The following is a 22,673-nucleotide window of genomic DNA, read 5'->3' as shown; positions in this document are numbered from 1 at the left end:
CCGCACCCGGCCGCGTCCTGCCGCGCGCAGCGAACGCCCTGCCCGATGACGACGGTGTCCCCGCCCGACCCAGAGGACCGGACGGGGACACCGGAGAGATGCGTCAGTCGGCTAGGGCCGCTGAACGGGTCTCACTCCTCCTCGGAGGACTCGGCGCTGCGCATGCGGCGACGGCGCGGACGACGCTCGCGGCGCGGCTGCTCGCCGTCCTCGTCCTTGGCCTCGCGGCGCGAGCCGCCCTCACGGGAGGCCTTACGGGAGGCCTCGCCCTCGGCCTCGGCGGCGAGCTGCTCATCGGTGAGGACCGCGTGCAGGCTCAGCTTGCCGCGCTGGTCGATCTCGGCCAGCTCGACCTGGACCTTGTCCCCCACGTTGAGAACGTCCTCGACGTTCTCCACGCGCTTGCCACCGACGAGCCGGCGGATCTGGGAGATGTGGAGCAGGCCGTCCTTGCCGGGGGTCAGCGAGACGAAGGCGCCGAAGGTCGTGGTCTTGACCACGGTGCCCACGAAGCGCTCGCCGATCTCGGGCATCTGCGGGTTGGCGATGGCGTTGACGGCGTCGCGGGCCGCCTCGGCCGAGGGGCCGTCGGAGGCGCCGATGTAGACGGTGCCGTCGTCCTCGACCGTCAGGTCCGCCCCGGTGTCCTCCTGAATCTGGTTAATCATCTTGCCCTTGGGGCCGATGACCTCACCGATCTTGTCCACCGGGATGCGCACGGCCAGGACACGCGGGGCCGTGGGGGCCATCTCGTCGGGGGCGTCGATGGCCTGGGCCAGGACGTCGAGGATGAACAGGCGGGCGTCGCGGGCCTGGCCGAGCGCGCCGGCCAGCACCTCGGAGGGCAGGCCGTCGAGCTTGGTGTCCAGCTGGAGGGCCGTAATGAAGTCACGGGTTCCGGCGACCTTGAAGTCCATGTCCCCGAAGGCGTCCTCGGAGCCGAGGATGTCAGTGAGGGTGGCCCACTTGGTCTCACCGTCGATGACCTCGTGCATGAGGCCCATGGCGATACCGGCCACGGGCGCGCGCAGCGGCACACCGGCGTTGAGCAGCGACAGGGTGGAGGCGCACACCGAGCCCATGGAGGTCGAGCCGTTGGAGCCCAGGGCTTCGGAGACCTGGCGGATCGCGTAGGGGAAGTCCTCGCGGGTGGGCAGGACGGGCACGAGGGCCCGCTCGGCCAGGTTGCCGTGGCCGATCTCGCGGCGCTTGGGGGCGCCCACGCGGCCGGTCTCACCAGTGGAGAAGGGCGGGAAGTTGTAGTTGTGCATGTAGCGCTTGTGGGTGACCGGGGAGAGGTCGTCCACCTGCTGCTCCATGCGCAGCATGTTGAGGGTGGTCACGCCCAGGATCTGGGTCTCGCCGCGCTCGAAGATGGCCGAGCCGTGCACGCGGGGAAGGACCTCGACCTCGGCGGCCAGGGTGCGGATGTCCTTCAGGCCGCGCCCGTCCATGCGCACGCCCTCGGTGAGGGTGCGGTGGCGCACGATCTTCTTGGTCACGGAGCGGAAGGCCGCCTTGAGGGCCTTGGTGTCCTCCTCGGTGGGGAAGGACTCGGCGAGCTCGGCCAGGACCTCGTCACGCACGGCGTCGGTGGCCAGGTCGCGGGCCTGCTTGCCCTCGGTGGCGATGGCGGCGGCCAGGCCGTGGGCCTCGGCGGCCTTCTCCACGGCGTCGTACTGCTCGTCGGAGTAGTCCAGGTAGAGGGGGAACTCGGCGGTGGGCTTCGAGGCGTGCTGGGCGACCTCGAGCTGGGCCTCGCACAGGGCCTTGATGTGGGGCTTGGCGGCCTCCAGGCCCTCGGCGACGACGGCCTCGGTGGGGGCCACGGCCCCGGCGTTGATGAGCTCCCAGGCGTGCTCGGTGGCGCCGGCCTCGACCATCATGATGGCGACATCGCCGGACTCCAGGACGCGGCCGGCCACCACCATCTGGAAGGTGGCGCGCTGCTGCTCGGAGTAACGGGGGAAGGCCACCCAGTGCCCGTCAATGAGGGCCAGGCGGGTACCGGCCACGGGCCCGGAGAAGGGCAGGCCGGCGATCTGGGTGGACATCGAGGCGGCGTTGATGGCCAGGACGTCGTAGTCGTCGTCGGGGTGGATGGCCAGGACGGTCTCAACGACCTGGACCTCGTTGCGCAGGCCCTTGACGAAGGAGGGGCGCAGCGGACGGTCGATGAGGCGGCAGGCCAGGATGGCGGCGGTTCCGGCGCGGCCCTCGCGGCGGAAGAAGGAGCCGGGGATGCGGCCGGCGGCGTACTGGCGCTCCTCGACATCCACGGTCAGGGGGAAGAAGTCGAACTGGTCCTTGGGGTGCTTGCCCACGGTGGTGGCGGACAGGACGGCGGTCTCACCGTCGAGGTAGGCCATGGCGCTTCCAGCGGCCTGCTTGGCCAGGCGGCCCGTCTCGAAGCGCACCACGCGCTTGCCGAAGGAGCCGTTGTCGATCACTGCCTCGGCGGCGGTGACCTCGGGGTCGTCAATGAACATGAAGTCTCTTTCTCGCGATCGTCGTGCCGGGTCCGTGGCCTTCGATCGAGGCCCACGGAGCCGAGTGCTGCCATACGCGGATCTCCTTGATCCGACGGCGCGAGCACGGTTCCGGAGGCCACCACCGAAAACCGACGGGGCCGGCCGCTCCCCGGGTCTCTTCCCGAGGGCGGACTGCGCCACCTGCACACTCCTGGCCGGCTCGCACGCTGGGAGAGCATCGATGAGCCGGCGAGTACACGAGGGCACAGCCGCGCAGATTCTATCGTGCGCGGCCCCGTGATGCCGATCAGCGCCACAGGATGCCACGTGAGATGGGACGCGCGGAACCGGCGACTTCCTGGACCGGTCTTACTCGATCGTGACAAAGTGGTGACCAACGTCAGGACAAAGCGGTCCTGCGCCCCGCGACCCGCGAGGACATCAAGGCGCTCTACACCTCGCTGCTCTGAGCGCGGGCGAGGCGGCCCGGAAACGCCGTGCGGCCCGGCTCCCCTCCAGGGGGCCGGGCCGCACGGCTCAAGGCTGTCAGCCCGCTCAGCGGCGGATGCCGAGGCGGGCGATGAGAGCACGGTAGCGCTCGATGTCCTCCTTCATGAGGTAGTCGAGCAGGCGACGGCGCTTACCAATGAGCAGGTAGAGGCCGCGACGCGAGTGGTGGTCGTGGGTGTGGCCCTTGAAGTGCTCGGTGAGGTTGGAGATGCGCTCGGTGAGGATGGCGACCTGGACCTCCGGGGAGCCCGTGTCACCCTCGTGGGTGGCGTACTCGGCGATGATCTCTTGCTTGCGCTCTGCGGTAACCGACATGCGGACTCCTTCGGGTCTCGTTGCACGGAGCGCCGGGGCAGGTTCTCCCGGGCATGAGGTATCCGTGGCCGATCGACGGCCCGCCAACCTTACCAGCGCCGCTTGCCTCCGATCACGCCAGAGGCTGTGCGAACCGGCACAGTTCCGGGGCGGAAGCGGGATGCGACGGTCAGGCTCCGACGGCGAGCGCCTCCCCGAAGGCTCGACGCACACACCGGAGCTACTGCGCGGTGACGTCCTCGGGACGGATCGGCTCGGGGACCGGGACTCCCAGAATCCGGGCGGTGTCCTCGATATCGGCGCGCATCTGCACCAGGAGAGCGTCGAGCCCATCGAAGGCGAGCATGGGGCGCAGGCGCTCGACGAGCTCGACCCCCACCTCCTCGCCATAGAGATTGAGGTCGGCTCGCCCCAGGACATGAGCCTCGACCGTGCGCTGGGGGACGTCGTCGAAGGTGGGATTGGTGCCGATCGAGATGGCGGCGGGCAGCCGCTGGACATCGCCTTCGTCTGCGCAGCCGCGAATCAGCCAGCCGGCGTAGACCCCGTCGGGCGGCACGACACCGGCGGTGGCGGCCTCCAGGTTGGCGGTGGGGAACCCGAGCTCGCGGCCGCGGCGCAGACCTCGCACGACGACGCCGCGCAGCCGGTGGGGACGGCCCAGGACCCGGCTGACCTGCCCCATGTTCCCGTCCTTGAGGCACTGGCGGATCCACGTCGAGGACCAGCGACGCCCCTCGTCGGAGCGGATGGTGGAGACGATCTCCACCTCGAAGCCGTCCTCGCGACCGATCTGCTCCAAAGTGGCGGCGTCCCCGGAGTTGCGCCGACCGAAGCGGACGTCGTCGCCGACGACGACCGCGCGGGCCCCGAGCAGCTCCTCCAGCCAGGTGCGCACGAAGTCCTGCGGGCTCTGGGCGGCGAAGTCGAGGGTGTAGGTGATGACCAGGACCGCGTCGAGACCGAGATCCTTGAGAGAGGCCAGGCGGTCGGTCAGGGAGGCGATGAGGGGCAGGTCGGCCTCGGGCTGGTGGACGCTACGGGGGTGGGGGTCGAAGGTGACCGCGACGGCCAGGGGCCGCCGGTCGCCATGGGCGAGCTCACGGGAGAGCTCGACGACGCGCCCCAGGACCGCCTGATGCCCGCGGTGGACGCCGTCAAAGACGCCCATCGTGACCACGGCGCCCGGCCCTCCCGGAGCGCTCAGGCTCGCTGGCACCTGCTCGGCGCCGTACCAGACCTCCACTGTCGCTGTTCCTGCTCTCATCGGCCCGTGGGCGCACCGCGCCCCTGTCTTCATCCGCATCCACACGCCCCCGCCCACCCCGCCGGGTCGGGAGAGGTGCGTGCGCGGGACAACCCTGCCACGGGGGCGCGGCCGGATGCGAACCAGCCGCCCTCGACACGCCTTGACGCGTTTCGACCGTCAGTCTATTCTCGATACCGACCGTCAGTCGATTAGCGTCGAGAACCGTTCCCTCACCTGGGAATCCCTCATCCGGGAAAGAGCCCGCAAGACCGAGGACAGACTCCAAGGAGGCTGCTGTCATGCTGATGCGACTTCTCAAGGCGGACCTGGCGCGCGGCGCCGTCGTGGCCGCCACCCTGACCGCCCTCATCGCCCTGGCGGCCACACTGATGTCGGCCGGGACGTCCCTGGTGGTGGACAGCCTGTCGGCCACGCACCGGCTCTCGCAGCGGGCCAAGCTGCCGGACCTGGTGCAGATGCACTCCGGCCGTATTGAAGACCGCGACCGGCAGGCGATCGAGACGTGGGCGCAGGCGCGCAGCGACGTCACCGACCACGAGGTCATCAAGACCCTTCCGGTAGCGCGCCAGGAGCTGTCCATCAACGGCGTCAACCAGTCCGAGTCCTACAACGAGCCCGCCTTCGTCACCTCTCCCAAGCACCTCGACCTCCTGCTCGACGACGACGGCGAACCCGTCAGCCCGGGGCCGGGAGAGGTGGTGCTGCCGATCCACTACCGGGCGATCAACAGCGCCGATGTCGGCGACACCGTGACCGTCAGCAGCGCCGGCAGGACCACGACCCTGACCGTCGTGGGATTCGCACGCGACGCCCAGATGAATGCCGCCATGATCCCCTCCAAGCGCCTGGTGGTCTCGCCCGAGGACTTCTCCACCCTGGAGCAGCAGATCACCGAGCCCGAGTACCTCATTGAGATGAGCCTGACCGACTCCGCCCGTCCCGGCGGCGTCATCGACGCCTACAAGGAGGCGGGTCTGCCCAGTAACGGCATCAACGTCAGCGCCTCGATGATCCAGCTCATGAACTCACTCAACGCCATGCTCATCGTGGCAGTGGCCCTGGTGGTGGCTGTCATTCTGGCGGTTGTCGCCGTCCTCGCCCTGCGCTACACCGTGCTGGCGGCCGTCGAGACGGACCTGGCCCAGATCGCCGTGCTCAAGGCCATCGGGGCGCCACTGAGGCGGATACGCCGCCTCTACGTGGCCAAGTACCTGGCCCTGTCGGCGCTGGGGGCGGCCCTGGGCTACGTAGCCGGCCAGCCCCTGGCCACCGCCCTGGAGGCCCCGACGACCCTCTATCTGGGTCGGCCCGCGACAACCCTGTGGAGCGTGGGGCTGCCGATCCTCACGGTTCTGGTTCTGGCGCTCGGAGTCATCGGCTTCACCTGGTTGGCTCTGCGGCGCATCGGCCGCATCTCGGCCATCGAGGCTCTGCGCAGCGGCACCAGCGCCTCCCTGCGCCCACGCCGGCAGCGCTGGAGACTGACCACCCTTCGCCGCCTTCCGGTTCAGGTGTGGCTCGGGGCGCGCGAGGCACTGCGCCCCTCCAACGCCCTGATGCTCGGTGTCCTGGCGCTGTGCACCTTCACCATGGTGCTGCCGATGAATGTCTCCTCGACTCTGAGCGACCCACGTGTGGCCACCTACCTGGGGGCCGGTCGGGCCGACCTGCGTATCGACGTGCGCACCGGGGTCCAGGACCTGGCCGCCGTGGAGAAGGCCGTCGACTCCGACCCCCGCGTCACCCGGCACACCACGATGCTGCGCCGCAGCTACAAGATGTCCACTGCCGCCGGCGGCTCGGAGACGGCGCTCATTGATATCGGGGATCATGAGGCCTTCCCCATGGAGTACCTCTCCGGGCGCGCCCCCACCACCGACGACGAGATCGCCCTGTCCTTCAGCCAGGCCCAGGACACGGGCGCCAAGGAGGGCGCCACGGTCACCGTCCGGACCGCCGACGGTGACAAGGACCTGACGGTCACGGGTGTCTACCAGGACATCACCAACAACGGGCATACCGCCAAGGCCACCTTCGACGACGGCGCCCCCGCACTGTGGCAGATCGTCTACGCCGACGCCGGCTCCACTCAGCAGGCCAGCGCCCTCGCCAAGCAGCTGAGCGGCGAGTACCCGGGGATCCAGGCGGTCAGCATGAATCAGTATGCCGCCCAGTTCTTCGGGGCCACCGGCTCCCAGGTCCGCGTCGTCACCACGCTGGCCTGCGCCATTGCGCTGGGGCTGTCCTTCCTCATCACGGTGCTGTTCACCGTCCTCATCGTCTCGCGGGAGCGGCCTCAGATCGGCACCCTGATGGCGCTGGGGTGCACCAGGCGGGCCGTTGCGGGGCAGTACCTCATCCGTTTCGGCCTCCTGGCGCTGGTGGGGACCGCCTTAGGGCTCCTGGGGGCCTCCACTCTGGGCAGCCCCGCGATCGGGGCGGTCATGGCCTCACGCGGAGCCCCCGACCTTCAGCTCCTGCCCAACTGGTGGCTGGTGGGACTCGTCCTACCAGGGGCACTGCTGGCCACCGTCGTCGGCGCTGTCGCCCTGGCCCTCAGACGCCTACGCACCATGCCCCTGACCATGACCCTGAGCACCGGCGAGTAAGGAGAGACAGAATGCGTGCCTCCACCCCATCGCGTTCCCCATGGCGCACCGGATCAGCAGCCGCGGGACCGGCCGTCCCCGTGGGAGCCGGGCAACCGGTCCTGCGGGCCCAGCACCTGTCCAAGAGCTACCACTCCCCCGTCCTGCGAGACCTCGACCTGGATGTCGAGCGGGGGCAGTTCGTCGCCATCATGGGGCCCTCTGGGTCCGGGAAATCCACCCTTCTGCACTGCCTGAGCGGTATGGACCAGCCCGACGCCGGCTCGGTACTCCTGGGCGGCCAGGAGATCACGAGCCTGAGTGAGAAGGAGCTGGCGGCGCTGCGACTGACGCGTTTCGGATTCGTCTTCCAACAGGCGCACCTCATGACCACCCTGTGCCTGCTGGACAACATCGTCCTGCCCGGGTTCCTGGCGGGCCTGCGTCCGCGCTCCGAGGTCACGGCGCGTGGAGAGGAGCTCATGGAGCGCATGGGGATCGCCGAGCTGGCCACCAGCGGCGTCACCGAGGTCTCCGGAGGCCAGCTGCAGCGCGCCGGCATCTGCCGGGCCCTCATCAACGACCCCGGGATCGTCTTCGCCGACGAACCCACCGGAGCGCTCAACTCCGCCACCGCGCTGCAGATCCTCGACCTGCTCGGGGAGATTCACGCCTCGGGGACGACTCTGGTCATGGTCACCCACGACTCCCAGGTGGCGGCCCGGGCCGACCGTGTCCTGGTGCTCGTGGACGGGCAGATCACGGAGGACCTGCTCCTGGGACGATACGAGGAGGCTGACGGCCCCGCACGCCTGACGACGGTCACCGAGGCCCTCCAGCGCCACAGCGTGTGACGGGGCGGCGTCAGTGGCCTCCGCAGCCGCAACCGCCACCACCCGAGGCGGAGGCGGAGACATCACGCAGGCCCAGCAGGTTACCGGCCTTGTGCCCGGGGGTGACGCCCTGCGGCGCTCCCGCTCCCAGGGCCGTCGTCACCGCTGAGGCGATGGCGACGGCGTCGACGACCTCCGGGGAGGTCTGCGCGGGCTCGGGCCGGTATCCCTCACCCACCGGCTGGGCGACTGCGGGCGCGGCGGCCCGCTCGTCCTGCTCGTTGCGCTTGCCGTGCCCGCCGCATCCGCAGCGGCATCCTCCGGTCTGGCTCATCATGTCTCCTCACGCAAAGGTGCTCATCGGGTGTGCTTTCGCCGGACGGGCCGGCGGCCCGGGTGCGCGTCTCAGGCCGGGTCCAGGACCAGTACCGGGCGCGCACGTGGGCCCTGGTGCCTCAACAGTGCCACGAGGCGCCCACCGGGGGCGAATCCGGCGACGACGCACTGCTCGGCCGTCTTCGCAGAGGCCTGCAGCCGCCGGCCCTCGGGTGCCTCAGCCCTCTCCAGGACCTCGGCGTCAAGGGGCTGTCCGTAGCGCAGTGCGCGCGCCTCGTCCTCGGTCAGGCTCAGGCGCTCGAAGCAGCGCCGGGCGACCTCCTCCAGCGGGAGCGTGGTGACCCCGTGAGGCTCAGGGATGGAGGCGTCGGTCTCAACCTGGGCGGACAGGTCCGCCAGGGTGTGGGCCTCGTCGATGTCGAAGGGGCCCACTGCGGTGCGCCGCAACGCGGTCAGATGAGCCCCGCAGCCCAGCGCCCGGCCCAGGTCCCGGGCCAGGGCGCGCACGTAGGTGCCCGACGAGCAGGAGACGAGGATGTCGATGTCGACGGCCTCCGCTGCGTCCGGGCCGTCGCTGAGGGCGCCGTCGGCTTCGACGATCGCCTTCCGGGGCTCTGCGGTCAGTCTCAGCTCGTGGATGGTGACGGGCCTGGCCTGCAGCTCGACGTCCTGACCGTCACGGACGCGTTGGTGGGCTCGCACGCCGTCGACCTTGATGGCGGAGACCGCACTGGGCACCTGCTGGATTGGTCCGGTCAGGGCTGTCAGCACCTCCCGGAGGCGGCCCTCGGGCAGGTCCGAGGGCCGGCAGCCGCGGGCTGCGACGATCTGCCCGTCAGCGTCCTCCGTCGTGGTCTCCACCCCGAGGCGAACGGTGGCCTCGTAGGTCTTGTCGGCCCCCACCAGGTAGGTGAGGAAGCGGGTGGCGCGCCCGATGCCCAGCAGCAGCAGCCCGGTGGCCATGGGGTCGAGGGTGCCGGCGTGCCCCACCTTGCGGGTAGCGGCCAGGCGGCGGGTGGCGCCGACGACGTCGTGGCTGGTCAGCCCTTGGGGCTTGTCCACCACGAGGATCCCGTCGGCCGCCGTGACCGCGCCGCGGGGGACATCGGGGCGACGACGTGCGCGGTCGGGGCCACTATGGCGGCCGGTCCGCTCCACGGGCTCGGCCCGCTCAGAGGCCTTCACCGGTCCTCGGCGTCCGTTGCGGGCTCCTGGCCGGCCTCCTCGGCCTGGGGGTCGCCGTCCCCGGCCTCCTCATCCTCCTCATCGTGGCGGTAGGGGTCGGCGTCACCGGCGTAGGTGGCTCCCTCGGCGACCTTGGCGATCTGGGCGTCACGCACCCTGGCCTGGGCCAGGGCGTCCTCGAGGGTCTTGGCGGTGGTGGGGAGGGCATCGAGCTGGAAGGACAGTGAAGGAGTCAGGCGGATGCCGAGGGCCTTACCAACCTCGGAGCGGATGAGTCCCTTGGCTGAGCGCAGCGCCTTGGCCGTCTCCTCCCGCTCCTCATCGCTGCCGTAGACGGTGTAGAACACGGTGGCCTGCTGGAGGTCGCCGGTGACACGGACGTCGGTGACGGTGACGAAGCCCAGGCGCGGGTCCTTGATGCGCCCTTGAAGGAGGCGGGCGACAGTCTCATGAATGCGGTCGGCGACCTTGCGGGCGCGGGCGGCGTCGGCCATGGCGGGGCTCCTTCACGTGCGGGGTCCGGGCCTGTCAGGCCCGGGGCTGAGCGATCGGGACCGATCGGCGCGCCGTCCTCACCCGCGAAAGAGCGGACCCTTCCGAGGCGGTCCAGTGCGCCTCACTATGCTACGCGGAGCGGCGACACGGTCACCGCAGCCATCCCCGAGCGCGAACGGATCAGGAACAGATCACAATGAGCTCCTCCCCCGGTGCATCCTCCTCGAAAGACGGCCCCACCGCTACGCCACCGGCCCTTCCTGAGGCCGCGGCGACCTCGGCGTCAGGGACGCTCGATAGCACTGGGATGGCTCTGGTCATCGGCTGCTACACCCTGTGGGGCGTCTTCCCCCTCTACTTCCACCTCCTCTCGGCCGCCGGCAGTGTGGAGATCATCGGTCACCGGATCCTCTGGACGCTCGTCTCCTGCCTGACGCTCATCGCCCTGCGGCGCCGCTGGGCGCAGCTGGTTCACGTGGTGCGCTCGCCGCGCCTGCTGGGGATGCTGGCCGTCTGCGGGCTGCTGGTCTCAGTCAACTGGCTCGTCTACGTCTACGGCGTCAACAGCGCGCGCACGGCCGACGCCGCCCTGGGCTACTTCATCAACCCGCTGGTGACGGTGGCCCTGGCCTCGCTGGTGCTGCATGAGCGGTTGCGCCCCGCTCACCGGGTCTCAATCGCGCTGGCGGGCGCTGGAGTGGCCCTCCTCGTGGTGCTGCAGGGCTCGCTGCCGTGGATCTCCCTGGCGCTGGCCTTCTCCTTCGCCCTGTACGGGCTGGTCAAGAAGCAGCTCGGGCCCGACGTGGACGCTCTGACCGGGCTGACGGTGGAAAGCGCCGTCGTGACTCCCATCGCGCTCGCCTACCTGGGCCACCTGGCCTGGCAGGGTCAGTCGGCCTGGCAGGCCCCCGATCAAGGGTGGTGGATCCTGGCGCTGCTCGTGGTAGCCGGCCCGGTCACGGCCGTGCCCCTGCTGCTCTTCGCCGCCGGGACCAGGCGCGTGCCGTTGTCCGTGGTCGGGATGGGACAGTACATCGCCCCGACCATCCAGTTCCTGCTGGCCTGGGGCGCCTTCCACGAGCGGATCCCGCCGGCCCGATGGGCGGCCATGGTCCTGGTGTGGGCGGCGGTCGCAGTCTTCATCGGTGACGCGGTGCGCCAGCTCCTTCGCCGCCCTCGCCCTCGTTAGCCTCCGGCAGGCCGCTCTGAGGACCGAAGCGCTCCAGGAGCGGTCCGATGATGTCCATTGGCAGGGGGAAGACGACCGTGGAGTTCTGGTCGGCGCCGAGCTCCAGGAGGGTCTGCAGGTAGCGCAGCTGGAGAGAGGCCGGTGACTTCGAAAGTGTGTCGGCCGCCTGACGCAGCTCCTCGGAGGCCTGGAGCTCACCACGGGCGTTGATGATCTTGGCGCGGCGTTCACGCTCGGCCTCAGCCCCACGAGCCATGGCCCGCTGCATCTGCTCGGGAATCTCAACGTCCTTGATCTCGACGACACTGACCTCCACGCCCCAGGGCTCGGTGAGCTTCTCGATGATGTCTCGCAGGTCGGCGTTCAGGGCGCTGCGGTGGGCGAGCACGGTGTCCAGGTCAACCCGGCCGAGGACGGACCTCAAAGTGGTCTGCGCGATCTGGGAGGTGGCGATCGCGTAGTTCTCCACCGCCATGACGGCCTTGACCGGGTCAGTGACGTTGAACAGGACGACGGCGTTGACGCGCGCCGGCACGTTGTCCTCCGTGATGACCTCCTGGGGCGGGATGGTCAGGGTGACCACGCGGGTGTCGACCCGCACCAGGCGCTCGAGGAAGGGAACGACCAGGTGCAGGCCGGGGTCGTAGACAGGTCGCAGGCGCCCCAACCTGAACACGATGCCCCGCTCGTACTGGGTGATGATCTTGAGCGAGAGGGCCAGGACAAGCAGGACGAGGACGGCCAGGGCCGCAATGGCGGTGGTGGTGGTAGTCATGAAGGGTCCTTCGGGAAGGTAAGTCGACGTGGCTCAGGGCTGGGCCCGAATCATCTGCGTGTGGTGTCGGTGGCCTCGTTCCACGCCGAGGACCATGAGCGCCGGGCCCCGCCGCGGGTTCCATCCGACCCGAGCTCGGCACTGACGGTCGGGACCCGCTTGCGGGTGCGCAGGGCGGTGACGCGACGCAGCTCGGGCTCCGCGGAGGCGACACTCCCTCCCGCCTTCCCGGCGCCGTCGGAGTCGGCGAGGAAGGAGACATGCACGGTGCGCCCCGTGGCGGACGCACGCGCCTGAGCGGCAGCGATCGCCTCGGCCGCCTCACGCACTGAGCGGTATCCCGAGGGGCGTTCGCCGATCGACACGGGAACCGGCCCGGTGCCCGATGAGCGACGGGCCTCCTCCGCCTCCTGGTACTCCTGCGAGCCGACATGGGGCAGGTGGGCCGGCGCATTGTCGGGCGTGCTCCACAGGTGACGGGCCAGCGGCAGGACTCCGGCCACGATGACGACGACGGTCGTCGTGCCCAGGACGATGAGGTCGCCGGCGGCGTGAAAGGCCACCATGAGCAGCACCGGGATGAAGACACCGACGCAGGCGATGACCAGGCCCACGCCGCGGTGGAAGCGTCCGGCGTCGGAGTAGGGCCACGGGTCGACGGGCCGGGTGATCTCCCGTGGGCCGGGGGTGGGCGAGCAGCTGTCCTTGGACGGGCAGCGCCCGCAGATGGCATGGGCACCCTCATAGCGGATGACGCGCTTGTCCGGGTCGAAGGCGGTGGGCCACAGCCACTGGTCCTCGTGGCACCTCCAGCCGTCGACGTCGTCGTGGTACATGAAGTCCGAGTGCCGCCAGGACATGGAGTGCCGGGCGCTGCGCGAGCCGAGGACGTCCACGGCCCACGCAGCAGCCAGCATGATGAGCGCGTAGGCGGCGATGAGCCACACGCTCAGGTCGGGTGAGTCCATCAGTCGTTCAGCTCCGCGCGCTCACCGCGCCAGGCCTTGCGCCCACCCTGGATCTCCTCGTAGAGGGCATCCTCGGCGAAGGAGTCCACCGTCCGCCCTCGACGCCAGTTCCTCAGTCCCAGGAAGGCGATGTAGAGGTAGGGCAGGACTCCGCCGAGGATGAAGATGAGGTCTCCAGGCATCCGCCCCCACTCAATGATCGTGTTGACCGAGTTGGTGACGTACGTGAGCTGGCGGGCCTCGAAGTAGCCCGTGCTCACCGAGTAGCGCAGCTGGAGGATGCCCAGCGGCAGCAGGGTGGCGAAGCACATCCAGGCCAGACCGATGTTGAGGCTCCAGAAGGAGGTCTTGGCGAGCTTCTCGGGCCACTTATCGGCCGGCACCAGGTAGCGCAGGGCGAACATCCCCAGCGCCAGCGCCATGAAGCCGTACACGCCCATCATGGAGGCGTGAGCGTGGTTGGCCGTCAGCGCGGTCCCGATCTCGTAGTAGGACACGATGGGCAGGTTGACCAGGAAGCCGAAGACACCGGCCCCCAGGAAGTTCCAGAAGCCGACAGCCATGAGGAACATAACGGCCCAGCGGTGCGGGAAGGGACCGGCCTCCTTGCCGTGGCGGTTGGCGCCCAGCTGCATGAAGGCCCAGGCCTCCACCGTCAGGAAGGTCAGGGGGATCACCTCGGCGGCTGAGAAGAAGGCGCCCAGGGCCATGTGCTCCACCGGCGTGCCGGAGAAGTAGAGGTGGTGCATGGTGCCGATGACGCCGCCGGCGGAGTACAGGATGATGTCCATGAAGATGATGCCCAGTGCGATCCTCTCGCGGACAACGCCCAGCAGGACGAAGACGTAGGCGACCATGACGGTGGTGAACAGCTCGAGGAAGTCCTCGACCCACAGGTGCACCACCCAGAAGCGCCAGAACTCGGCGACGGTCACGTGGGTTCCGGTGCGCGCCATCATCCCCACGGCGTAGAAGGCGGGGATCGCCAGGGCCGCGAACATGAACAACCAGGGCATGTTGGCCACGTGCTCGTTGCTCAGGCGCGAGCGCATGGCGCGCCAGATGATGAACACCCAGACGAACAGGGCCAGGGTCAACAGCACCTGGAAGACGAAGGGCAGGTCGAGGTACTCCCACTGCTGGGCGAACAGCGGTCCCTTGGCCCAGCTCAGGCCGTGCTGGCTGGCCCCCTCCGCCAGGCAGGACAGGACCACGACGACCGTGGCGGCGATGAACAGGGTCCACACCAGCACGTGCTGCTTCTTCGGCTCGCGCCTGGCGATGAACGGGGTCAGGAACAGGCCGGCCGCGAGCAGCCCGATGGCGGTCCAGAACAAGGAGAGCTGGACGTGCCAGGTGCGGGCCAGGGAGAAGGGCAGGAGCCGGCCCAGGTCGAAGCCGAAGAAGGACAGCACGTCGGCCCGGTAGTGCTCGGCCAGGGCCCCCAGGAGCGTCTGGACGAGGAACAGGGCGGCGATGGTGAAGACGTACCAGGCCACCACCCGCTGCGACTTGGTCAGTCCGACCTCCTCGGGCTGCCGGAAGGACAGGGCCGGCGCTTCCTCGGAGTGCCAGCCGATCTTCTGGCTCCAGCGGCCGTAGATGGCGAACATGACCCCGGTTCCGCCGATGAGGACGATCAGTGACAGGACCGACCAGATCATGAGGTCACCGGTGGGTGCGTTGCCGACCAGGGACTCGGCGGGCCAGTTGTTCGTGTACGAGTAGTCGTGGCCGGGTCGCTGTGCGGACGACCCCCAGGCGGTCCAGCCGAAGAAGGCCGTCACCTGCTTGACCTGGACGGGGTCGGTGATGAGATCCGGCTTGAGGCCGTGGCTGTGGGCGTCGGGCCCGAACATCGTGGTGTAGTGGTCGACGGCCTCGTTGTAGGCCTTGACCTGCTCATCGGTCCACACCAGGGTTCCCGTGGAGGGGTCGTAGCGGTTGGCCCGCATCATCTCCTTGGTGGCGGCCGCCGGGTCGGCGACCCCCTGGGCGGCGAGCTGCTTCTTGACGCTCGTGGCCTCCATGCGAAGGTACTCGGCGGTGAAGTCCGGACCAAGGTAGCCGCCGTGCCCCAGGATGGAGCCGTACTCCATGAGACCCCTGGCCTGGAAGAGCTTCTGCCCCTCGGTGATGTCCTGCGTCGTGAACAGGGTCTCGCCGCTCTCGGTGACCACCTTCTGCGGCTGAGGCATGGAATTGGTGTAGGTGCGGTAGGCCAGCAGGCCCATGACAGTGAATCCGAAGAGCATGACCAGGGCGACGCCCTGGATCCACCCCTTGCCGATGAGGCGAGCGCGTCGGGAGGCCGCCCCCTCAGTCGTGGCAGCGGATGACATGAGATTACCTCCGTGTATCTCAGGAGACGGCGGATGTCTTCCGCGTCGTCACAGCCACCGTACAAGCCTTGCAGAGCTTTGTGGGGGAAGGAACCGGGACTTCTCCGTCGATATAACGACTGATCGGTCCCATTTCCTCAGATTCTCTCCGTCGGTATTCAACGCGTGGAACGACCTGACAACCAGAGCTTCGTCGATTTAAATCAGCCCATTGTTTCTTATTTATGGAAGGCTGACTTAACTCCTTCTCCGCCGCATCGCACCCCGATCGCGACACCTTGTCATCACCCCCTGTATAGAACCGGCAAACAGCAGTACAATGGTTTACACGGAAGATTTGTCACCCCGTTTGTAAGGCACGATGATGTCCTTTCTGCCTCTAGCCGCACAGACCGCCAACGACGTCGCCCAGCAGTGCGTGGACACTGAGACCTTCCCGCTCTGGCTGCGCGTCACCCACTTCATCAACTTCCTCCTCATGGGCGTGCTCCTCCGCTCCGGGATTGAGATCATCGCCTCGCACCCGCGCTTCTACTTCAAGGACCAGTGCGAGCCCGGATCAGAGTGGATCCGGTTCACCAAGGACAAGGTGCCCCTCGAAGAGGGGGCCTTCACCGCCCGGGACGATCAGCGTGACCTCTCTCCCCTGCTGTCCCTGCCCGGCCGGGCCAAGATCGGGCTGGGGCGCGCCTGGCACGGGGTGGCCACCAGCTTCTGGCTGCTCAACGGCGTCATCTACGTCGCCTTCCTCGTGGGCACCGGGGCGTGGCACCGTCTGGTTCCCACCACGTGGCAGATCCTGCCCGACGCCTGGGACTCCCTGCTGACCTACGCGCACCTGCGCACCCCGTCCTTGTGCGACTTCACCCCCTACGACAGCCTCCAGCAGCTGGGGTACTTCTTCATCGTCTTCATCGCCGCTCCGCTGATGATCGTCACGGGACCGGTCATGTCACCCGCCGTCGTGGGACGCTTCCCCTGGTACGCCAAGATGTTCGGTGGCCGCCAGGCCGCCCGATCCCTGCACCTGATCGGCATGTTCATCTACCTGGGCTTCGCCATCGTTCACGTGGGCCTGGTGTTCATCGTGCACGCTCCTCACAACCTCACCCACATCGTCTTCGGCTACTACGACCCGAGTCGGGTGGGTCAGGCCTACGTCACCGTGATCGGGACGATCGTCGTCGTGGTGGCGCTGTGGATCGCCATGTCCTACTGGACGCTGACGGACACCCGTCGCAGCCAGCGGATCCTGTGGGACGCCACGCGGGGGATCCGCCGCCTCACGGTGGACCGCTTCAGTTCTCAGCAGGCCGCTAAGAAGCCCTGGACGGAGAAGGACATCTCCACGTTCCACTGGGTCAACACCCGCACCCCCTCACGGGAGGAGTCTCCGGAGTACCAGGAGCTGGCGGCGAATGACTTCGCCGACTTCCGCCTCGAGGTGGGTGGCATGGTCTCGGCGCCGGCGTCCTTCTCCCTGGCGGAGCTCAAGGCGATCTCCAGCCAGTCCCAGATCACCATGCACACCTGCATGCAGGGCTGGACGGGGATCGCCAAGTGGACGGGGATCCGTGTACGGGACCTGCTCGCGCAGGTCGGTCAGATCGATCCCGAGGCCGGCTGGGTGATGTTCGAGTCCTTCGGCATGGCCCAGCACATGCACGACGGGCGTCCGGTCGAGCCGTACTACACGTGCCTGCCTCTGGACATGGCCCTTGAGGATGACACGATCCTGGCCTGGGGCCGCAATGACGCGCCGCTGTCGGGCATGTTCGGTGCTCCGCTGCGCCTGCGCTGCGAGACGAGCCACGGTTACAAGATGATTAAGTGGGTCCGGTCGGTGACGTTGATTCGTCACTACAGCGAGGTCGGTGACGGCATGGGCGGAACCCGTGAGGACTCCGGGTACCAGGACGTCAACGCGCGCATCTGACACTCATCGCCCCACCCGCCGATTCTCGCGGGCAAGGCGATGCGGGTCCGTCTGATACGGTGGCCGGCCACCCCGCAATGGGGTGGCCGGCCACCGTTGATGAACGTGGTCGTTCTCAGTCGCGAGGCTTCTCGCGCATCTCCCAGGTCTCGATGACGTCGCCCTCGGCGAGGTCCTTGAAGCCCAGGTTGATACCGCACTCGTAGCCCTCGCGGACCTCGGTGACGTCGTCCTTCTCGCGGCGCAGCGTCTCGATGGACAGATCGCCGTTGATGACGACGCCGTCGCGCACCAGGCGGGCCTTGGTGCCCCGCTTGATGATGCCCGAGCGGACGATGGAGCCGGCGATGGATCCGAACTTCGAGGAGCGGAAGATCTGCCGGATCTCGGCGGTTCCGAGCTCGACCTCCTCGTAGACGGGCTTGAGCATGCCCTTCATGGCGGCCTCGACGTCCTCGATCGCGTTGTAGATGACCGAGTAGAACTTCATGTCGACGCCCTCGCGGTCGGCGATCTCCGAGACCCGCTCGGCGGGCCGGACGTTGAAGCCGATGATGACTGCGGAGTCCACCGTGGCCAGGTTGACGTCGTTCTGCGTGATGGCGCCCACGCCGCGGTGGATGACGCGCAGGGCGACCTCCTCGCCGACGTCGATCTTGAGCAGGGAGTCCTCGAGGGCCTCGACCGCACCCGAGCTGTCGCCCTTGAGGATGAGGTTGAGGGTATCGACCTTGCCCTCCTTGAGGACGTCGGTGAGGTTCTCCAGGGAGACCCGCTTGCGGCGCTTGGCCAGCAGGGCGGCGCGCTCGGCGGCCTCACGCTTGTCGGCGATCTGGCGGGCCGTGCGGTCGTCGGGGGCGACGATGAAGGAGTCACCGGCGCTGGGCACGTTCGTCAGTCCCAGGACCAGGGCCGGGCGGGCGGGGCCGGCCTCGGTGAGGTTCTCCCCGTGCTCGTTGAACATGGCGCGCACGCGCCCGTAGGCGCTTCCGGCCACGATCGGGTCACCGACCCGCAGCGTGCCGCGCTCGACCAGGATGGTGCTCACGGCGCCGCGGCCCTTGTCTAGCTTGGCCTCGATGGTGACGCCGCGGGCCTCGGTGTCCGGGTTGGCCCGCAGGTCCAGGGCGGCGTCCGCGGTCAGCAGGACGGCCTCGAGGAGCTCATCGATGTGGAGACGCTGCTTGGCGGAGATGTTCACGAACATCGTGTCGCCGCCGTACTCCTCGGGGACCAGACCGTACTCGGTGAGCTGGCCACGGATCTTGTCCGGGTTGGCGCCCTCCTTGTCGATCTTGTTGACCGCCACGACGATCGGCACGTTGGCCGCCTGGGCATGGTTGAGGGCCTCAACGGTCTGAGGCATGACGCCGTCGTCGGCGGCCACGACGAGGATGGCGATGTCGGTCACCTCGGCACCGCGGGCACGCATGGCCGTGAAGGCCTCGTGACCGGGGGTGTCGATGAAGGTGATCGGGCGCTCCTCGTCGTTCAGGTTGACGCGCACCTGGTAGGCACCGATGGACTGGGTGATGCCCCCGGCCTCACCGGCGACGACGTCGGTGGAGCGGATGGCGTCCAGCAGCTTGGTCTTACCGTGGTCGACGTGACCCATGACCGTGACCACCGGGGGCCGGGGCACGAGGTTGGCGTCGTCCTCGTCGGGCTCGAGGTCGATGTCGAAGGACTCCAGGAGCTCGCGGTCCTCGTCCTCGGGCGAGACGATCTGGACGTTGTAGCCCAGCTCGGCGCCCAGGAGGGCGAAGGTGTCCTCGTCGAGGGACTGGGTGGCCGTGGCCATCTCGCCGAGATGGAACAGGACGGTCACCAGCGCCGCGGGGTTGGCGTTGATCTTCTCGGCCAGGTCCGTGAGCGTGGCCCCCTGGCGCACGCGCACCGGGGTGGAGCCGTCACCGCGCGGGACGATGACACCGCCGATCGACGGCGCGCTCTGCTGCTCGAACTCCTGGCGCTTGGCCCGCTTGGACTTGCGTCCCCGCGGGGCGCCGCCGCCGCGCCCGAAGGCGCCCTGGGTGGAACCGCGACCGCCGCGGCCACCGCGGGGTCCGCCGAAGCCGCCGCCAGGACGACCGCCACCACCGGGACGACCACCGCCACCGGGACGCGAGCCGCGGCCACCGCCGCCGGCGCCGCCCCGCGCCGGAGCGCCGGGACGGCCGATGGAGGACTGGCCGGGCATCATGCCCGGGTTGGGGCGCGGACCGCCCGGACGCGGGGCACCGGAGCGACCGGCCCCCTGAGGCCGTGCACCGCCCTGAGGACGGGGGCCACCGGGGCGCGGGCCGCCCTGGGGACGGGGGCCACCGGAGCCACCCGGTCGGGGCATGCCCTGGGAGGTGGCGAAGGGATTGTTGCCGGGGCGCGGCGCGCCAGAGCGCGACTGGCCTGAGCGCTGGCCTCCTCGGCCTGTCTGACCACCCTGACGGGGCATGCCCTGGGAGGTGGCGAAGGGATTGTTGCCGGGGCGCGGCGCGCTGGGGCGGGGCCCCGGGGTCGGGGCGTTGCGGCGCGCGCCGGGCGTCGGGGCGCCGGAGGCGGCCGCAGGCTTGGGTGCACCGGCTCCGGGCTTGGGGGCCTTGGGCGCCTCAGCGACGGCACTCGGCTGGGGCGCCGGCTTGGCGGCGGCCGCCGGGGCCGGGGTGGGGTCACTCGGCTTGGCCGCCTGAGCCCCTGGCTTACGGGCGCCGGCGCCCGGCTTGGGGGCGGCCGGCTTGGCGGCGGGGCTCGCAGCCTGGTCCTGAGCACCGGCGGCTCCCGGCTTGGCGCCCTGTGCGCCCGGCTTGGGGGCGCTCTTGGAGGGCTTGGGGGCCTGAGAGTCGGTCTTGGCCGGCTTGTCGGCCTGGGTGTCCGCCGGTGCTTCCTGCACCTGGGCGGCGAAGTGCTCGCGAACCCGGCGAGCGACGGGAGGCTCAACGGCTGAGGAGGCCGCCTTGACGAACTCTCCCTGGTCCTTGAGCCAGGCCAGGATCACCTTCGAGGTGACCTTCTTGCCAGTGGGGTCGAGCTCCTTGGCGAGCTCATGAACGCGTGGTTTAGCCACTTTTCTCCTGTCCGGTTTCCCACCCCGGACAGGGGTGGGTGCTTCTAGAGGCAGCTCATCGCTGGGTACTCATCGGGTGCCCATCGGCTTCCTACCCGCCTTCGCTATCGGTGGTCCGCTCACCCGGTCGGGCAGCGGGGACCTCGCCGTCGTTGACCATCCTCCGCTCCAGGAACCCGCGCACCCGGGCCACATCCAGTGGTCCGCCGGTGCGCAGAGCGCGTGGAGCGGCGCGTCGTCGCTCAGCGAGGTCGAGGCACGCCGGATCCGGGTGGATCCAGGCGCCGCGCCCGGGTCTGACGGCCCGGGCATCGACGTCGAGCTCACCGCTCGGCGTCAGGACGAGACGCAGCAGCTGCGTCCGCGGGGCCCTTTGTCGACAGCCGATACAGGTGCGCTCGGGCACGTGGGGGATGGTGACCACCGTCCGTCGGCGTCCTTCCGCTGCTCTGCAACCGCTGACGCGGGTACCGCAACCGGGGAATCCCGGCGCAGGACCCGCAAAGGTCCGCCGGAAAGTCTACATCGCCCCGCAGGGCGGTTCAGTCGCCCAGCTCTGAGGGACCTGTCACGTCGTCGGACTGGGAGCCCTGGCCGGGCGTGATCTCACCGGACTCGGCGTCGGCGTGGATGTCGATCTTCCACCCGGTCAGGCGCGCGGCCAGACGGGCGTTCTGCCCCTCCTTGCCGATGGCCAGGGAGAGCTGGAAGTCGGGGACGATGGCGCGTGCGGTGCGTTCCTCGGCGTCGATGACGCCCACGGCGGCCACACGGGCCGGGGACAGGGCGTTGGCGATGAAGCGCGCCGGGTCCTCCGAGTAGTCCACGATGTCGATCTTCTCTCCACCGAGCTCGGTCATGACCGCGCGCACCCGCTGTCCCATGGGACCGATGCAGGCTCCCTTGGCGTTGACGCCGCGGACCTTGGAGCGCACAGCCATCTTGGTGCGGTGGCCGGCCTCCCGGGCGACGGAGACGATCTCGACGTCACCCGAGGAGAGCTCGGGAACCTCGCGCTCGAAGAGCTTGCGGACGAGACCGGGGTGGGTGCGCGACAGGATGATCTGAGCTCCTCGGGTGCCGCGCGAGACGTCGGTGACGTAGGCGCGCACGCGGTCTCCGTGGCGGTAGCGCTCACCGGGGACCTGCTCATGGGGAGGCATGATGCCCTCGTGCTCCTCATCCAGGCGCACGTAGACGATACGGGGGTCGCGCCCCTGCTCCACAGTGCCGGAGATCAGCTCGCCGGTCTTGTCCTTGAAGGCGCCCAGGACCTCGAAGTCGCGGCGGTCCTGGATGCGCTGGACGATGACGCTGCGGGCCGTTGCCTGGGCGATGCGGCCGAAGTCGTCGGGGGTGTCGTCGAAGTACTCCCCCGTGGGCTGGTCCTCCTCGTCGACCTCCGGGGCGAGGACACTCATGTGCCCGGTGCGACGGTCGATCTCGACGTGGGCGCCACGGATGGCCCCGGGAACCTTGGAGTAGGCCCCCAGGATGGCGTCCTCGATAGCGGGCAGCAGGTTGTCCAGGTCAATACCGAGCTCGTCGGCAGCGCCTCGCAGCTCCGGCATATTGATGTCCATGGGTCCTTGGGTCCTCTCTGCTCCGCTGAGCGGGTGTGCACTGGGTTCCCGTCGACGGTAGCCCGTGACGGGTCGGATGGTCCATCACGTCTGTCCGGGCCGGTCCGTCAACCTATCAGTTATCAGGACACACATTATTCCCGGTCGCTATCCGCGGGGAGCATCTTATGGATTTTCGGCCTGTTGCCCGGCTCTAGAGCCCGGCCACCACCATCCGCGCCTCGGTGATGTCCCCCAGCGCGATGCGGTGCTCGACGCCGTCGACCTCAATCCCGACCATGCCGCCGTTGTGCTCGTCGGCCTCGTCGTCCGCATCGGCCGCGGTGACGACGCCGGTGAGCTCGTCATCGGCCGTGCGCACCCGGGCACTATGACCAACGGCACGTCGGAAGTGACGCAGGGTGGACAGCTCCCGCTCGGCTCCGGGGGTGGAGACCTCGAGGGTGTACTGCCCCTTGACGGGGTCGGCCTCATCGAGGGCCTGGGAGATGGCCGCGGTCACGGGCCCCAGGGCGTCGAGATCGAGGTCTCCGGGGCCGTCGACCAGATCCACGAAGACGCGTACGACCGAGTACTTGCCCGCCCGAGTGGTCTCCACGCTCTCGAGATGGAGCCCGGCGTCGTTGACAATCGGAGCGAGCAGATCGGTGAGACTGCGGGCCAGAGCGTCAGAGCGCTGGCGCGGATCCTTGCGCGGCTCATGGGCTGCCATGGTCGTTCTTCCTCCCGTACTTGCCCGAGCCGAGGGCTCGGACGGACGCGGTCAACATAGTCAACATGGTCGAGGTGGTCGAGGTCGGGATCATGCTACCTGCC

At 69.1% G+C, this 22,673-nt stretch carries 17 protein-coding genes; 4 read left to right on the top strand and 13 right to left on the bottom strand.

From position 1 onward, the window contains the following. Positions 1–131 precede the first annotated feature (131 nt). From AB7V09_RS01490 to AB7V09_RS01480, 3 genes are all read right to left on the bottom strand, one after another. On the bottom strand, positions 132–2,489 hold the full coding sequence (locus AB7V09_RS01490; protein WP_060957701.1) for a polyribonucleotide nucleotidyltransferase: 2,358 nt from the start codon (positions 2,487–2,489) through the stop codon (positions 132–134). Positions 2,490–3,026: 537 nt separating this feature from the next. Continuing rightward, positions 3,027–3,296 (bottom strand): 30S ribosomal protein S15, encoded by a 270-nt coding sequence (gene rpsO / locus AB7V09_RS01485; protein WP_003786006.1) that lies wholly within the window; start codon positions 3,294–3,296, stop codon positions 3,027–3,029. Between the two features lie 220 nt (positions 3,297–3,516). Further along, on the bottom strand, positions 3,517–4,542 hold the full coding sequence (locus AB7V09_RS01480; protein WP_419142777.1) for a bifunctional riboflavin kinase/FAD synthetase: 1,026 nt from the start codon (positions 4,540–4,542) through the stop codon (positions 3,517–3,519). A 302-nt stretch (positions 4,543–4,844) separates the two neighbouring features. On the opposite strand from AB7V09_RS01480, the gene AB7V09_RS01475 reads away from it, so the two are divergent. Together AB7V09_RS01475 and AB7V09_RS01470 are read left to right on the top strand one after the other, a co-directional pair. After that, on the top strand, positions 4,845–7,175 hold the full coding sequence (locus AB7V09_RS01475) for an FtsX-like permease family protein (protein WP_419142706.1): 2,331 nt from the start codon (positions 4,845–4,847) through the stop codon (positions 7,173–7,175). Positions 7,176–7,186: 11 nt separating this feature from the next. After that, positions 7,187–8,008, top strand: a complete 822-nt coding sequence (locus tag AB7V09_RS01470) for an ABC transporter ATP-binding protein (RefSeq protein WP_419142705.1) — start codon at positions 7,187–7,189, stop codon at positions 8,006–8,008. 10 nt (positions 8,009–8,018) lie between these two features. On the opposite strand, the gene AB7V09_RS01465 is transcribed toward AB7V09_RS01470, so the two are convergent. The 3 genes from AB7V09_RS01465 to rbfA form a co-directional block, all read right to left on the bottom strand. Beyond that, a complete protein-coding gene (locus AB7V09_RS01465; RefSeq protein ID WP_009406136.1) occupies positions 8,019–8,321 on the bottom strand; it encodes a hypothetical protein in 303 nt (100 codons plus the stop codon). Positions 8,322–8,392: 71 nt separating this feature from the next. Then, on the bottom strand, positions 8,393–9,508 hold the full coding sequence (gene truB, locus AB7V09_RS01460) for a tRNA pseudouridine(55) synthase TruB (RefSeq protein WP_419142704.1): 1,116 nt from the start codon (positions 9,506–9,508) through the stop codon (positions 8,393–8,395). Then, positions 9,505–10,002 (bottom strand): 30S ribosome-binding factor RbfA, encoded by a 498-nt coding sequence (gene rbfA, locus AB7V09_RS01455; RefSeq protein WP_419142703.1) that lies wholly within the window; start codon positions 10,000–10,002, stop codon positions 9,505–9,507. The genes truB and rbfA overlap by 4 nt, the downstream gene beginning before the upstream one ends. A 197-nt stretch (positions 10,003–10,199) precedes the next feature. Here rbfA and rarD point away from each other — a divergent pair, with 197 nt between their 5' ends. Next, positions 10,200–11,192: an EamA family transporter RarD gene (gene rarD / locus AB7V09_RS01450; protein WP_419142702.1), complete on the top strand. Its 993-nt coding sequence runs from the start codon at positions 10,200–10,202 to the stop codon at positions 11,190–11,192. Here rarD and AB7V09_RS01445 read toward each other — a convergent pair. The 3 genes from AB7V09_RS01445 to AB7V09_RS01435 are packed head-to-tail and all read right to left on the bottom strand — an operon-like array spanning position 11,143 to position 15,277. Then, the gene (locus AB7V09_RS01445; protein WP_279015566.1) at positions 11,143–11,967 is read right to left on the bottom strand and encodes a slipin family protein; all 825 of its coding nucleotides are present in this window, start codon (positions 11,965–11,967) and stop codon (positions 11,143–11,145) included. The genes rarD and AB7V09_RS01445 overlap by 50 nt on opposite strands. Positions 11,968–12,017: 50 nt before the next feature. Then, complete coding sequence (locus AB7V09_RS01440; RefSeq protein WP_419142701.1) at positions 12,018–12,935, bottom strand: hypothetical protein; 918 nt, start codon at positions 12,933–12,935, stop codon at positions 12,018–12,020. Continuing rightward, positions 12,935–15,277: a nitric-oxide reductase large subunit gene (locus AB7V09_RS01435; protein ID WP_419142700.1), complete on the bottom strand. Its 2,343-nt coding sequence runs from the start codon at positions 15,275–15,277 to the stop codon at positions 12,935–12,937. The genes AB7V09_RS01440 and AB7V09_RS01435 overlap by 1 nt, the downstream gene beginning before the upstream one ends. A gap of 364 nt (positions 15,278–15,641) precedes the next feature. Between AB7V09_RS01435 and AB7V09_RS01430 the strand changes: the two genes are divergently transcribed. After that, positions 15,642–17,213, top strand: a complete 1,572-nt coding sequence (locus tag AB7V09_RS01430; protein WP_419142699.1) for a molybdopterin-dependent oxidoreductase — start codon at positions 15,642–15,644, stop codon at positions 17,211–17,213. Between the two features lie 115 nt (positions 17,214–17,328). On the opposite strand, the gene infB is transcribed toward AB7V09_RS01430, so the two are convergent. The 4 genes from infB to rimP all read right to left on the bottom strand — a co-directional run bounded on the left by infB (position 17,329) and on the right by rimP (position 22,569). Then, a complete protein-coding gene (gene infB, locus AB7V09_RS01425) occupies positions 17,329–20,274 on the bottom strand; it encodes a translation initiation factor IF-2 (RefSeq protein ID WP_419142698.1) in 2,946 nt (981 codons plus the stop codon). Positions 20,275–20,365: 91 nt separating this feature from the next. Then, entirely contained in the window at positions 20,366–20,698 is a 333-nt protein-coding gene (locus tag AB7V09_RS01420) for a YlxR family protein (RefSeq protein WP_009747762.1), read from the bottom strand. A gap of 118 nt (positions 20,699–20,816) precedes the next feature. Beyond that, entirely contained in the window at positions 20,817–21,857 is a 1,041-nt protein-coding gene (gene nusA / locus AB7V09_RS01415; protein ID WP_003786363.1) for a transcription termination factor NusA, read from the bottom strand. 193 nt (positions 21,858–22,050) lie between these two features. Beyond that, entirely contained in the window at positions 22,051–22,569 is a 519-nt protein-coding gene (gene rimP, locus AB7V09_RS01410) for a ribosome maturation factor RimP (RefSeq protein WP_009747759.1), read from the bottom strand. Between the last annotated feature and the right edge of the window lie 104 nt (positions 22,570–22,673).

It is taken from the genome of Actinomyces sp. SKVG-SVH-4(1), assembly GCF_048514265.1.
Lineage (GTDB): Bacteria > Actinomycetota > Actinomycetes > Actinomycetales > Actinomycetaceae > Actinomyces > Actinomyces oris.
The sequence above is the reverse complement of the archived record's forward strand: the minus strand, read 5'-3'. Positions and strand labels throughout refer to the sequence as shown.

What these genes read in the sequence shown, in the direction of transcription:
- AB7V09_RS01445 (WP_279015566.1), bottom strand. Translation starts at nt 11,967, where the DNA reads ATGACTACCACCACCACCGCCATTGCGGCCCTGGCCGTCCTCGTCCTG.
- AB7V09_RS01430 (WP_419142699.1), top strand. Translation starts at nt 15,642, where the DNA reads ATGTCCTTTCTGCCTCTAGCCGCACAGACCGCCAACGACGTCGCCCAG.
- rbfA (WP_419142703.1), bottom strand. Translation starts at nt 10,002, where the DNA reads ATGGCCGACGCCGCCCGCGCCCGCAAGGTCGCCGACCGCATTCATGAG.
- rarD (WP_419142702.1), top strand. Translation starts at nt 10,200, where the DNA reads ATGAGCTCCTCCCCCGGTGCATCCTCCTCGAAAGACGGCCCCACCGCT.
- AB7V09_RS01470 (WP_419142705.1), top strand. Translation starts at nt 7,187, where the DNA reads ATGCGTGCCTCCACCCCATCGCGTTCCCCATGGCGCACCGGATCAGCA.
- rimP (WP_009747759.1), bottom strand. Translation starts at nt 22,569, where the DNA reads ATGGCAGCCCATGAGCCGCGCAAGGATCCGCGCCAGCGCTCTGACGCT.
- AB7V09_RS01490 (WP_060957701.1), bottom strand. Translation starts at nt 2,489, where the DNA reads ATGTTCATTGACGACCCCGAGGTCACCGCCGCCGAGGCAGTGATCGAC.
- AB7V09_RS01435 (WP_419142700.1), bottom strand. Translation starts at nt 15,277, where the DNA reads ATGTCATCCGCTGCCACGACTGAGGGGGCGGCCTCCCGACGCGCTCGC.
- nusA (WP_003786363.1), bottom strand. Translation starts at nt 21,857, where the DNA reads ATGGACATCAATATGCCGGAGCTGCGAGGCGCTGCCGACGAGCTCGGT.
- AB7V09_RS01465 (WP_009406136.1), bottom strand. Translation starts at nt 8,321, where the DNA reads ATGAGCCAGACCGGAGGATGCCGCTGCGGATGCGGCGGGCACGGCAAG.
- rpsO (WP_003786006.1), bottom strand. Translation starts at nt 3,296, where the DNA reads ATGTCGGTTACCGCAGAGCGCAAGCAAGAGATCATCGCCGAGTACGCC.
- AB7V09_RS01475 (WP_419142706.1), top strand. Translation starts at nt 4,845, where the DNA reads ATGCTGATGCGACTTCTCAAGGCGGACCTGGCGCGCGGCGCCGTCGTG.
- AB7V09_RS01440 (WP_419142701.1), bottom strand. Translation starts at nt 12,935, where the DNA reads ATGGACTCACCCGACCTGAGCGTGTGGCTCATCGCCGCCTACGCGCTC.